Origin of the sequence: Pseudomonas sp. 31 R 17 (assembly GCF_900004915.1) — a bacterium.
Classification (GTDB): domain Bacteria; phylum Pseudomonadota; class Gammaproteobacteria; order Pseudomonadales; family Pseudomonadaceae; genus Aquipseudomonas; species Aquipseudomonas orientalis_A.
In genome coordinates this window covers 42440-54955 of sequence record NZ_CVTN01000083.1, presented here as the reverse complement: position 1 = coordinate 54955, position 12516 = coordinate 42440, and the positions used below count along the sequence as shown (strand labels likewise).

Here is a 12516-nt window from a genome sequence, read left to right as displayed (position 1 = left end):
GTCTAGATCGCATTGCGCAGGCTGAGGTTTTCCGGGTGCGGTTGCAGGTACGCCTGCTGCGCAATGTAGCGGTCCGGGTGTTGACGAAAGTGATGCTTGAGCAGCGTGAGCGGCACCACCAGCGGCACGATGCCCTGGCGGTACTGGCTGATGACGGTTTGCATTTCCTGTTTGTCATCGGCGCTGATCGCCTGCTTGAGGTAGCCACTGATGTGTTGCAGCACATTGGTGTGGGTGCCACGGGTAGCGCACTTGGTCAGGCCGGTCATCAGGTCGCTGAAGTAGCAACTGGCCAACTCGTCCAGGTGGGTGTCCCTGGTCATGCTGCCCAGCAGGTGGCCGAGGCTTTTGTAATGCGCCGGGCTGTGGGCCATCAACAAGTATTTGTAGCGCGAATGGAAGGCCAGCAGGCGGTGACGCGTCAGGCCTTCGGCGAGCAATTGCTGCCAGTTGGCGTAGACGAATACGCGGGTGAGGAAATTTTCGCGCAATACCGGATCATTCAGGCGACCGTCCTCTTCCACCGGCAGGTTGGGGTGGCGCGCGCAGAACGCCTGGGCGTAGATACCGCGCCCGCCGCCATCCACTGGTGCGCCGTTCTCACGGTACACCTTGACCCGCTCCAGGCCACAGGAGGGCGACTTCTGCATAAAGATGTAGCCGCACAGGTCGGTGTGTTCGGCCGCCATCTGCTGGCCGTATTCATCCAGCGGCTGGGTCACGTTGAGTTCGCGGTGTACGGTGCCCACGGCCTGCGGGTTGGCCGCGTCGCCGACCAGGCGAATGGTTTCACGGGGAATGCCCAGGCCGATGGCGACTTCGGGGCACAGCGGCACGTAGTCGAAGTAGTCGGCCAGGGTCTGGGTGCACAGGAGGGACTGCTTATGCCCGCCGTTGAAACGCACGTTTTCGCCCAGCAGGCAGGCGCTGATGCCGATCTTGGGTTTCACGGAAGGGGGCATGGGTAAACCTCTGCGAAATTCCTGTACAGTTTTTTATCCCTGTACAACTAAATCTCATCATAGATTTGATCTTGTACAAGTCAATAATTTTGTATAGGTATTTTCGCCCGGATTTACGTCCAGCCCATTTTCCAGCGTTCAGGGTTCTGCAGGGCCTGCCATGGGAGGCGTTCGCTGCGCCGCGTCATCACCGCTTGCAGTTCGATTTCCAGCACAGTGCCTTCCTCGTCACGGAACAGTTCGGTGACGAGGAAGTGTTTTTCCTTGTTTTTCGGGGCGGCCGCGGTCCATTTCGACAGCAGCAATTTGGCCGGATTCAAGCGGTTCATTGCAGGTGCTCGATCAACCGTCGCGCCGCCTCCTGGCCGCTGAGCCAGGCGCCTTCGACGCGCCCGGACAGGCACCAGTCGCCGCAGACGAACAGGCCCAGGTCGGCATCGGCCAGCACCCCGAACTCATGACTGCTGGACGGCCTGGCGTAGAGCCAGCGGTGGGCCAGGCTGAATGACGGCGCGGGCATGGCGCAGTGCAGCAATTCGGCGAAGGCGCCGTGCAGGTGTTCGATCACGGCTTCCCTGGGCAGGTCCAGGTGCGCCTTGCTCCAGGTGCTGGTGGCATGCAGCACCCAGGTGTCGAGGCTGACGTCACGCCCGGGTTTGCTGCGGTTGCGTGCCAGCCAGTCGAGGGCGCTGTCTTGTACGAAGCAGCCTTCCATCGGCGTATCCAGAGGCATGTCGAAGGCCAGGGCGATGGCCCAGGTCGGCTCCATTTTCACCCCGGCCACGGCGCTCGCCAGCTTCGGTGCGGCGGCCAGCAGGGGGGTGGCCTGGGGCGCCGGCGTGGCGATGATCACATGGCTGAACGGACCGTGACTGCCGCCATCGGCATCGAGCAGGTTCCAGTGCCGGGTGCCCTGGAATACTTCGGTAATGCGGCAACCGAACTCCACCGGCAGGTCATCGAGCAGGGCGCGGGTAATGGCGCTCATGCGCGGGGTACCGACCCAGCGGATCTGTTCATCGGGGGAGGGCGTCAGCTGGCCGGCCTTGAAGTTGTACAGCTGGGGTTTCCACTGTTCGGCCCAGCCATGGCTTTGCCAGCGCTGCACCTCGTTGACGAAGCGCCGGTCGCGGGCGGTGAAATATTGAGCACCCATGTCCAGCGCGCCGGCGTCGCTGCGCTTGCTGGACATACGGCCGCCGCTGCCGCGGCTTTTATCGAAGAGGTGTACAACGTGCCCCGCGTCTCGTAACGCTCGGGCGGCGGAGAGACCGGCAATGCCGGCACCTATGATCGCGATGGGGACAGTCATGGGAGGCCTCGTTTACCTTTGGGTACAGACTACGCCGACACCAATAGCTGTACAATATTGTTTTTTGGTATAAGTTTTGGCGTGCCTGATTGTGTGGCGTGACCTATGGTTAAGCCAACAGGCTAAACGATCGTCACGCTCGAATATCAAATCGATCCCTGCTTATAAAATAGACCAGTGAGCGGCGGCGAACGTTACATGAGGAGAGTCCCATGCATATTTTGCTGACCGGCGGTACCGGCTTGATCGGCCGTCAACTGTGCCGGCACTGGCTTGCCCAGGGCCATCGCTTGACCGTGTTGAGCCGCACACCCGAATCCGTGGCGCGTATTTGCGGCGCGCAGGTGCTGGGCGTTGGGCGCCTGCAGGACGTGATCGGCGCGGTGGACGCGGTGGTCAACCTGGCCGGTGCGCCGATTGCCGACCGTTCCTGGACTCACAAGCGCAAGGCATTGCTGTGGAGCAGTCGCATCAGCCTGACCGAAAGTCTGCTGGCGTGGCTGGAACGCCTGGAGCAGAAACCGGCGGTGCTGATCTCGGGTTCCGCCGTGGGCTGGTATGGCGACGGCGGCGAGCGCGAACTGACTGAAGACAGCGGCCCGGTGCAGGATGATTTTCCCAGTCAGTTGTGTATCGCCTGGGAAGAAACCGCCGCGCGTGCCGAGGCCTTGGGCATTCGTGTGGTGCTGGTGCGTACCGGCCTGGTGCTGGCGGCCGAGGGCGGCTTTTTGTCGCGCCTGTTGCTGCCGTTCAAACTGGCGCTGGGCGGGCCGATCGGCAATGGCCGCCAGTGGATGCCATGGGTGCATATCCGCGATCAAATCGCCCTGATTGATTTTCTTCTGCACAAGGCTGACGCCCGTGGTCCTTATAATGCCTGCGCGCCACACCCGGTGCGCAACCGCGAGTTTGCCAAGACGCTGGGCCAGGTGCTGCACCGTCCCGCGTTCATGCCGATGCCGGCCTTTGCGCTGAAGGTCGGGTTGGGCGAGTTGTCGGGTTTACTGCTTGGCGGGCAAAAGGCGCTGCCTGAGCGGCTGCTGGCCGCAGGTTTCACTTTCCAGTTCACTGAATTGCGTGCGGCCCTGGACGACTTGTCCAGCCGCCTCTAAAGATAGGATGTTGCATGACCGATCACGCGTTGTTACTGGTCAACCTGGGCTCGCCAAAGTCCACTTCGGTGGCCGATGTGCGCAGCTACCTCAATCAGTTCCTGATGGACCCTTATGTCATCGACCTGCCGTGGCCGGTACGTCGCTTGCTGGTGTCGCTGATCCTGATCAAACGCCCCGAGCAGTCGGCCCATGCCTATGCGTCCATCTGGTGGGACGAAGGCTCACCGCTGGTAGTCCTCAGCCGTCGCCTGCAGCAGCAGATGACCGCGCAATGGACCCAGGGCCCGGTAGAACTGGCGATGCGTTATGGCGAGCCATCCCTTGAAACGGTGCTGACGCGCCTGGCCGCCCAGGGCATTCAGAAAGTGACGTTGGCGCCGCTGTACCCGCAGTTTGCCGACAGCACCGTGACCACGGTGATAGAGGAAGCCAGGCGCGTGGTGCGTGACAAGAAACTGAAGGTGCAATTCTCGATCCTGCAGCCGTTCTATGACCAGCCTGAGTACCTCGATGCCCTGGCCGCCAGTGTACGACCGCATGTGGAACAGGCTTACGATCACCTGTTGTTGAGTTTCCACGGCTTGCCCGAGCGTCACCTGACCAAACTCGACCCGACCGGCCAGCATTGTTTCAAGGATGCCGATTGCTGCAAAAATGCCTCGCCTGAGGTGCTTGCCACCTGTTATCGCGCGCAATGCTTCAGCGTTGCCCGCGACGTGGCCGAGCGGTTGGGGCTGCCGGATGGCAAGTGGTCGGTGGCGTTCCAGTCACGCCTGGGCCGCGCCAAGTGGATCGAACCCTACACCGAGGCGCGTCTTGAGGCATTGGCGCAGCAAGGCGTGAAAAAACTGCTGGTGATGTGCCCCGCGTTTGTCGCCGATTGCATCGAGACCCTGGAAGAAATCGGTGATCGCGGGCTGGAACAGTTCCGTGAGGCGGGAGGCGAGGAGTTGATATTGGTGCCGTGCTTGAACGATGACCCGCAGTGGGCGGCGGCACTCAATACCCTCTGCGAAAGAGCGCCGGTTACGCTGTAATCACGCCTTGCGGTGATCCAATTGTGGGAGGGGCGGTGCGACGATTCGACTTGCCCCCGATGGCGGCCTTTGGGCCGACCAGGGTGTTGGATTGGACCGAGTACATATCCGTTCTGCGGTAACGGCTGCTATGGGTTCCGCTTTTACAGCGGCTCACTTTTGAAAAGCGCAAAAGTAAGCAAAACGCTCTTGCCCCACCACTCGGCACCTCGCCTGGGCTCGGTGTGCCCTCTCTCCGGCTTGAATCCGTGGGCCGCCGCAATGGGCCATCCCTGGCCCAGTGCGGCTAACCCGGCGTCCTGCCGGGTTACCCACGGATTCAAGCCTGCGTTCGGCCAGCGTGGTTTAACGGGGCGCCTGAGATCAAAAGCAAAAGCGCGGCGGCCTTAGAGCCGACCGGTATTTTGTGTCGACCCCGGTCCAAATGTGGGAGGGGGCTTGCCCCCGATGAGGGAGAGTCAGTAAGTACATCAGTGACTGACACACCGCCATCGGGGGCAAGCCCCCTCCCACATTTAGCCCCATATCTGTCAGAGGTTTAGGCTCAGGCTGACGGTGACGTTGCGCGGCTCGCCCGGGTTGACCCAGTAGCTGCTGTAGGACCGCTCGTAGTACTTCTCGTTGAACAGGTTGTTGAGGTTCAGCCCCACGGTGACATTCTCCGTCGCCTTGTAATGCGCCAGCAGGTCGACGGTGTGGTAAGCGGGCAGTTCAAAACCTGTCCCCGCCTCACCGGAGCGATCACCCACATAGGTAAACGCCGCTCCCAGGTCCGAACCGCGCAATGCGCCGTCCTGGAATTGGTACACCCCCAACAGGCTGCCGCTGCGTTTGGCGACGCCGAGGATACGGCTGCCGGCAGGAATGGTTTTATCGCCCTTGGTCACTTCGGCGTCGATGTAGGCCAACGCGCCGATCACGCGGATGGCGTCGGTGACCTGCCCGGTCAGTTGCAGGTCCAGGCCCTGGCTGCGCGCCTTGCCCATGGCGCGGTTGGTGTTGGTCGCCGGGTCCAGGGTCAGCACGTTTTCCTTTTCGATATGGAAGGCGGCGAGGGTGGCGCTGAGGCGGTCGTCAAACAGCTCGCTCTTGACCCCGACTTCATACCCCACACCTTCTTCGGGCTTGAAGGTCTTGCCAGCGGCATCCAGGCCGCTGTTGGGCTTGAATGAGGTGGAGGCGTTGGCGAATACCCCAACCTGCGGTGTGAGTTGATAGAGCAGACCGGCGCGTTGGGTGAAGGCGTCGTGGGTTTGCCGGCTTTTGGCGTGGTTGCGGGTGAAGTCGTTGGTGCTCTGGTCGAAATGCTCGAAGCGCGCGCCCACCATGCCCCGCAGGCGGTCGGTGAAAATGATCTGGTCTTGCAGATTCAACGCGTGGCTTTTGGTCTGTTCGAAAAAGTCGGTGCCGGAGCGTTTGCCATTGGGTTTGGGCTGACCATAGATCGGCTTATAGATGTCGATCGGGTAGTCGCCGCCGATGGCGGTCACACGTTCCTTCTTGCGGTAGTCCTCGTACTCGGTGCCGACCAGCAGTTCATGCTGCCAGCTGCCGATATCGAACAGCCCGCGCAGTTCCAGTTGGGTGATGCTGTCGTGCCAACCGGTAGAGCGCTCGCGGTAGCGGCGGTTGACGGAGTGGCCATCGGCGTTCAGCGCACGGCTTTCCGAGGCGTCGCCCCACAGGCTGCCTTGTTTGTAATGACTGGCCAGGCGCAGCTTCCAGGCATCGTTAAGGTGATGTTCCAGCGCGGCCTGGATGCGGTTGTTGTGGTTGCGGATATTGCCGTCGTCCGGCTCGCCAAGGAACGTGGAGTGGGACATGCCGGTGTTGGCGACAATGCCGCGGTCGAAGGTGGAGGCATGGCGCACGAATTCGCTTTCCACCAGCAGAGTGGTATCCGGGTCCAGTTCCCAACTGAAGGACGGCGCGACGAACACTCGCTTGGCGTCCACGTGATCGCGGAAACTGTGGTTGTCTTCAACCGCCAGGTTCACACGCGACAGCACGCGGCCTTCACTGTCGAGCGGCGTATTCACGTCCAGCGCGGTGCGGTAGCGGTCCCAACTGCCCGCGCTGGTTTGCAGCGTGGTGAAGGCCTCGGGCTGGGGTTTCTTGCTGACGATATTTACCGTGCCGCCTGGATCGCCACGTCCGTACAGGCTGGCGGCCGGCCCCTTGAGCACTTCGATGCGTTCGATGTTCGCCGCGTCCGGCGTGCTCGGGTAGCCGCGGTTGGCGCTGAAGCCGTCCTGGTAGAACTCGGAGGTGGTGAAGCCGCGCACGCTGTATTCGTAAAGGGTCAGGCCGCCGAAATTGTTTTGCTTGGAGACGCCGCCGGCAAATTCCAGGGCACGCTCCACACTGGTGCTGCCCAGGTCCTTGAGCACCGTGGCGGGAATCACGCTGATCGATTGCGGGATATCGCGCAGGGCGGTGTCGGTCTTGGTGGCGCTGGCGGAGCGGGTCGCGCGGTAACCCTGCACCGGGCCGGTTGCCGACTCATAGGCGTCGGTGGTGACGCTGATGGTGTCCAGTTCCAGGGTGTTTTCTTCGGCGTAGGCAGGGTCGAGCAGCAAACCCAGGGCCAGGCCGGCCAGGGGGGCAAATTTTCGAGACGGCATGATAGAGCGTTCCAATGTCGATATTGAAACAATATAACATGTCTAATGAGAGAGATTGCTATGTCATATCAGTGCACCAGCGCCCGCGAACGGGCGCGGGTGCACTGCCGCTTATTCCTCTTCCTTCACCGGTGCCGTGGCCGGCGGCGGGCGCAGGCCGATTTCCGCCGACAGCTTGATTTCCTTGCCGTTGCGCATCACCTGGATCGCCACCTTGTCGGTCGGCTTGATCCGCGCCACCTGGTTCATTGACTTGCGGCCATCACCGGCGGGTGCGCCGTCGATGCTGAGGATCACATCGCCCAGTTGCAGGCCGGCTTTCTGCGCCGGGCCGTCGCGGAAGATCCCCGCGACCACGATGCCCGGGCGCCCGGTCAGGCCAAAAGACTCGGCCAGCTCTTTGGTCAAAGGCTGGACTTCAATGCCCAGCCAGCCACGAATCACTTGGCCGTGTTCAATGATCGACTTCATCACCTCCATCGCCAGCTTCACCGGGATCGCAAAGCCGATGCCCTGGGAGCCGCCGGACTTGGAGAAAATCGCCGTGTTGATCCCCGTCAGGTTGCCATTGGCATCCACCAGCGCGCCGCCGGAGTTGCCGGGGTTTATCGCCGCGTCGGTCTGGATGAAGTCTTCGTAGCTGTTAAGGCCCAGTTGGTTACGCCCGGTGGCGCTGATGATGCCCATGGTCACCGTCTGGCCGACGCCGAACGGGTTGCCGATGGCCAGCGCCACGTCACCCACGCGCAGGCCGTCGGAGCGGCCGAGGGTGATCGACGGCAAATCCTTCAGGTCGATCTTCAGTACCGCAAGATCGGTTTCCGGGTCGCTGCCCACGACGCGGGCCAGGGTCTCGCGGCCGTCACGCAGGGCCACCACGATCTGGTCGGCGCCGGTGGTCACGTGATTGTTGGTGAGGATGTAGCCTTCGGGGCTCATGATCACCCCGGAACCGAGGCTGGACTCCATGCGGCGCTGCTTGGGCCCGTTGTCACCGAAATAGCGGCGGAACTGCGGGTCTTCGAACAGGGGATGCGCCGGCTTGTTGATGACCTTGGTGGTGTACAGGTTGACCACGGCGGGGGCGGCGATGACCACGGCGTCGGCATAGGTCACCGGGCCTTGCACCACGGTGCTGGTTTGCGGGGCCTGCTGCAGGTTCACATCCAGGCTGGGCAGGCCGACCCACTGGGGATAACGCTGAATAATCAGCATCGCGATCAGCACGCCAGCCAGCAATGGCCATCCAAAAAAACGCAGCGCCTTGAGCATCAAGTAAGTCCTGACAGGTTGCAGGGGGCGCGGGAGCGCCCATAATGTCGCGCATTATACGAGGCTGTGACGCCTGCGAACCGGATATTTAGGAGTCTTTTATGGCCGTCCCCCTTACCACCCTCGTCGAGGAAGCGGACCGCTACCTTGGCAGCCTGAAAATCGCCGATTATTGCCCCAACGGCCTGCAAGTCGAGGGCCGGCCCCAGGTGATGCGCATCGTCAGCGGCGTCACCGCCAGCCAGGCCCTGCTGGACGCCGCCGTCGAAGCCCAGGCCGACCTGATCCTGGTGCACCACGGGTATTTCTGGAAGGGTGAAAACCCCTGCATCACCGGCATGAAGCAGCGTCGCCTGAAAACCTTGCTCAAGCACGACATCAGCCTGCTGGCCTATCACCTGCCCCTGGATCTGCACCCCGATGTCGGCAATAACGTGCAGCTTGCCAGGCGACTCGACATTACCGTCGAAGGCCCGCTGGACCCCGGCAACCCCAAAGTCGTCGGCCTGGTCGGCTCGCTCGCCGAGCCGCTGTCACCGCGCGACTTTGCCCGTCGCGTGCAGGACGTGATGGGCCGCGAGCCGCTGTTGATCGAAGGCAGCGAGATGATCCGCCGCGTCGGCTGGTGCACCGGGGGCGGCCAGGGCTATATCGACAATGCGATTGCCGCGGGCGTCGACCTGTTTATCAGCGGCGAAGCGTCCGAGCAGACCTTCCACAGCGCCCGCGAAAACGACATCAGCTTCATCGCTGCCGGCCATCACGCCACCGAGCGTTATGGCGTGCAGGCACTGGGCGATTACCTGGCGCGACGCTTTGCCCTGGAACACCTGTTCATCGATTGCCCGAACCCGATCTGAGCCATACAGCGGGACTCAATGTGGGAGGGGGCTTGCCTCCGATTGCGGTGTGTCAGTCAGTACCTATTTCACTGATCCACCGCTATCGGGGGCAAGCCCCCTCCCACACTTGACCGCATTGCAGGCCAAACTCAGGGGTATATTCATATACCGTTTCGATCTAGTTGGCGCCCTGAATAGAAGCAGGTGCTGTGCTAGCATGCCCCGCTCGAACACGGCCCGCTGGCCGTCCACAAGATCGTTTTTCCGTGAGTAGCCATGGTCGACAAACTGACGCATCTGAAACAGCTGGAGGCGGAAAGCATCCACATCATCCGCGAGGTCGCCGCCGAGTTCGACAACCCGGTGATGCTCTACTCGATCGGTAAAGACTCCGCCGTGATGCTGCACCTGGCACGCAAGGCCTTCTTCCCGGGCAAACTGCCGTTCCCAGTGATGCACGTCGACACCCGCTGGAAATTCCAGGAGATGTACACGTTCCGCGACAAGATGGTCGAGGAGCTGGGCCTGGACCTGATCACCCACGTCAACCCGGACGGTGTGGCGCAGGGCATCAACCCCTTCACCCACGGCAGCGCCAAGCACACCGACATCATGAAGACCGAAGGCCTCAAGCAGGCCCTGGACAAGCATGGTTTCGACGCTGCCTTTGGCGGCGCGCGTCGCGATGAAGAGAAATCCCGTGCCAAAGAGCGCGTGTACTCGTTCCGCGACAGTAAGCACCGCTGGGACCCGAAGAACCAGCGCCCGGAGCTGTGGAACGTCTACAACGGCAACGTCAACAAGGGCGAGTCGATCCGTGTGTTCCCGCTGTCCAACTGGACCGAGCTGGACATCTGGCAGTACATCTACCTGGAAGGCATCCCGATCGTGCCGCTGTATTTCGCCGCCGAGCGCGATGTGATCGAGAAGAACGGTACGTTGATCATGATAGACGACGACCGCATCCTCGAGCACCTGTCCGACGAAGACAAAGCCCGCATCGTCAAAAAGAAAGTCCGTTTCCGTACCCTTGGCTGCTACCCGTTGACGGGCGCGGTGGAGTCCGAAGCCGAGACGCTGACGGACATCATTCAGGAAATGCTCCTGACGCGAACTTCCGAGCGCCAGGGCCGTGTCATCGACCACGATGGTGCAGGCTCGATGGAAGATAAAAAACGTCAAGGCTATTTCTAAGGGGCTGTCATGTCGCATCAATCTGATTTGATCAGCGAGGACATCCTCGCCTACCTGGGCCAGCACGAGCGCAAGGAAATGTTGCGCTTCCTGACCTGTGGCAACGTCGACGACGGCAAGAGCACCCTGATCGGGCGCCTGCTGCACGACTCCAAGATGATTTACGAAGATCACCTGGAAGCCATCACCCGCGATTCGAAAAAATCCGGCACCACCGGTGATGACATCGACCTGGCCTTGCTGGTCGACGGCCTGCAGGCCGAGCGTGAGCAGGGCATCACCATCGATGTGGCCTACCGCTACTTTTCCACCGCCAAGCGCAAATTCATCATCGCCGACACCCCGGGCCATGAGCAGTACACCCGCAACATGGCCACCGGTGCCTCCACCTGTGACCTGGCGATCATCCTGATCGACGCCCGCTACGGCGTGCAGACCCAGACCCGTCGCCACAGCTTCATCGCCTCGCTGCTGGGTATCAAGCACATCGTGGTCGCCATCAACAAGATGGACATCAACGGCTTTGACCAAAGCGTGTTCGAGTCGATCAAGGCCGATTACCTGAAGTTTGCCGAGGGCATCGCCTTCAAGCCGAGCACCCTGGCCTTTGTGCCGATGTCGGCGCTCAAGGGCGACAACGTGGTGAACAAGAGCGAGCGTTCGCCCTGGTACACCGGCCAGTCGCTGATGGAGATCCTCGAAACCGTCGAGATCGCCAACGACCGCAACTACACCGACCTGCGTTTCCCGGTGCAGTACGTCAACCGTCCGAACCTGAACTTCCGTGGTTTTGCCGGCACCCTGGCCAGCGGCATCGTGCACAAGGGCGACGAAGTCGTGGTGCTGCCGTCGGGCAAGAGCAGCCGCGTCAAATCCATCGTCACGTTCGAGGGCGAGCTGGAGCACGCAGGTCCCGGTCAAGCGGTGACGCTGACCATGGAAGACGAGATCGATATCTCCCGTGGCGACCTGCTGGTACACGCCGACAACGTGCCGCAAGTGACCGACGCCTTCGACGCCATGCTGGTGTGGATGGCCGAGGAGCCGATGCTGCCGGGCAAGAAATACGACATCAAGCGCGCCACCAGCTACGTACCGGGTTCCATCACCAGCATCGTGCACCGTGTGGACGTGAACACCCTGGCCGAAGGCCCGGCCAGTTCCCTGCAGTTGAACGAGATTGGCCGGGTCAAGGTCAGCCTGGACGCCGCCATCGCCCTGGACGGTTACGACAGCAACCGCACCACCGGCGCCTTTATCGTCATCGACCGTTTGACCAATGGCACCGTTGCGGCGGGCATGATCATTGCCCCGCCCGTGACCCATGGCAGCGCGGCGCAGCACGGCAAGTTGGCCCATGTGGCCACCGAAGAACGTGCCCTGCGCTTCGGCCAGCAGCCGGCTACGGTGTTGTTCAGCGGCCTGTCCGGCGCCGGCAAGAGCACCTTGGCTTACGCGGTTGAGCGCAAGCTGTTCGACATGGGCCGTGCGGTGTTCGTACTGGACGGCCAGAACCTGCGTCATGACCTGAACAAGGGGCTGCCGCAGGACCGCGCCGGGCGTACCGAAAACTGGCGGCGTGCCGCTCACGTGGCGCGCCAGTTCAACGAAGCCGGCCTGCTGACCCTGGCCGCGTTCGTCGCCCCGGATGCCGAAGGCCGTGAACAGGCCAAGGCGCTGATTGGCAGCGATCGCCTGCTGACGGTGTACGTGCAAGCGTCGCCATTGGTGTGCGCCGAGCGTGATCCGCAAGGGCTGTACGCTGCCGGTGGGGATAACATCCCGGGTGAGTCGTTCCCGTACGACGTGCCATTGAATGCCGACCTGGTGATCGACACCCAGGCCCTGTCGCTGGAAGACAGCGTCAAGCAAGTGCTGGAACTGTTGCGCCAGCGCGGCGCGATCTAAACCAGTACTCGGTCAAATGTGGGAGGGGGCTTGCCCCCGATAGCGGTGTGTCAGTCAAAAGATGCAGTGACTGACACTCGGTAATCGCGGCATAGGTATCTAAACAACCCAGCAGCGCCCAACCGTAACCACGATGCGAAGCGAGCCGCTCTTGATCTGCTTTTGATCTCAGGCGCCCCGTTAAACCACGCTGGCCGAACGAAGGCTTGAATCCGTGGGTAACCCGGCAGGACGCCGGGTTAGCCGCACT

At 61.9% G+C, this 12516-nt stretch carries 10 protein-coding genes; 5 read left to right on the top strand and 5 right to left on the bottom strand.

Annotated elements, in window-relative coordinates; genetic code table 11:
* Positions 1–2: 2 nt before the first annotated feature.
* The 3 genes from BFP89_RS24425 to BFP89_RS24415 all read right to left on the bottom strand — a co-directional run bounded on the left by BFP89_RS24425 (position 3) and on the right by BFP89_RS24415 (position 2274).
* Positions 3–962: a YbgA family protein gene (locus BFP89_RS24425; RefSeq protein ID WP_065888022.1), complete on the bottom strand. Its 960-nt coding sequence runs from the start codon at positions 960–962 to the stop codon at positions 3–5.
* 113 nt (positions 963–1075) lie between these two features.
* The gene (locus BFP89_RS24420; protein WP_065888021.1) at positions 1076–1291 is read right to left on the bottom strand and encodes a TIGR02450 family Trp-rich protein; all 216 of its coding nucleotides are present in this window, start codon (positions 1289–1291) and stop codon (positions 1076–1078) included.
* Entirely contained in the window at positions 1288–2274 is a 987-nt protein-coding gene (locus BFP89_RS24415; RefSeq protein WP_065888020.1) for an NAD(P)/FAD-dependent oxidoreductase, read from the bottom strand. The genes BFP89_RS24420 and BFP89_RS24415 overlap by 4 nt, the downstream gene beginning before the upstream one ends.
* 212 nt (positions 2275–2486) lie before the next feature.
* On the opposite strand from BFP89_RS24415, the gene BFP89_RS24410 reads away from it, so the two are divergent.
* Together BFP89_RS24410 and hemH are read left to right on the top strand one after the other, a co-directional pair.
* Positions 2487–3386 carry a TIGR01777 family oxidoreductase gene (locus BFP89_RS24410; RefSeq protein WP_065888019.1) on the top strand — a complete coding sequence of 300 codons (900 nt, stop codon included), beginning with the start codon at positions 2487–2489 and terminating at the stop codon, positions 3384–3386.
* Between the two features lie 14 nt (positions 3387–3400).
* On the top strand, positions 3401–4426 hold the full coding sequence (gene hemH, locus BFP89_RS24405) for a ferrochelatase (RefSeq protein ID WP_065888018.1): 1026 nt from the start codon (positions 3401–3403) through the stop codon (positions 4424–4426).
* A gap of 530 nt (positions 4427–4956) precedes the next feature.
* Here the strand turns inward: hemH and BFP89_RS24400 are convergent.
* Positions 4957–7050 carry a TonB-dependent siderophore receptor gene (locus BFP89_RS24400; RefSeq protein ID WP_065888017.1) on the bottom strand — a complete coding sequence of 698 codons (2094 nt, stop codon included), beginning with the start codon at positions 7048–7050 and terminating at the stop codon, positions 4957–4959.
* A 111-nt stretch (positions 7051–7161) separates the two neighbouring features.
* Complete coding sequence (gene algW / locus BFP89_RS24395; RefSeq protein ID WP_057725862.1) at positions 7162–8322, bottom strand: Do family serine endopeptidase AlgW; 1161 nt, start codon at positions 8320–8322, stop codon at positions 7162–7164.
* A gap of 101 nt (positions 8323–8423) precedes the next feature.
* Between algW and BFP89_RS24390 the strand changes: the two genes are divergently transcribed.
* The 3 genes from BFP89_RS24390 to cysN all read left to right on the top strand — a co-directional run bounded on the left by BFP89_RS24390 (position 8424) and on the right by cysN (position 12266).
* Positions 8424–9182, top strand: coding sequence for a Nif3-like dinuclear metal center hexameric protein (locus BFP89_RS24390; protein WP_065888016.1), 759 nt, complete (start codon positions 8424–8426; stop codon positions 9180–9182).
* 258 nt (positions 9183–9440) lie between these two features.
* Positions 9441–10358: a sulfate adenylyltransferase subunit CysD gene (gene cysD, locus BFP89_RS24385; RefSeq protein ID WP_012722132.1), complete on the top strand. Its 918-nt coding sequence runs from the start codon at positions 9441–9443 to the stop codon at positions 10356–10358.
* Between the two features lie 9 nt (positions 10359–10367).
* Positions 10368–12266 carry a sulfate adenylyltransferase subunit CysN gene (gene cysN / locus BFP89_RS24380; RefSeq protein WP_065888015.1) on the top strand — a complete coding sequence of 633 codons (1899 nt, stop codon included), beginning with the start codon at positions 10368–10370 and terminating at the stop codon, positions 12264–12266.
* Positions 12267–12516: the final 250 nt, after the last annotated feature.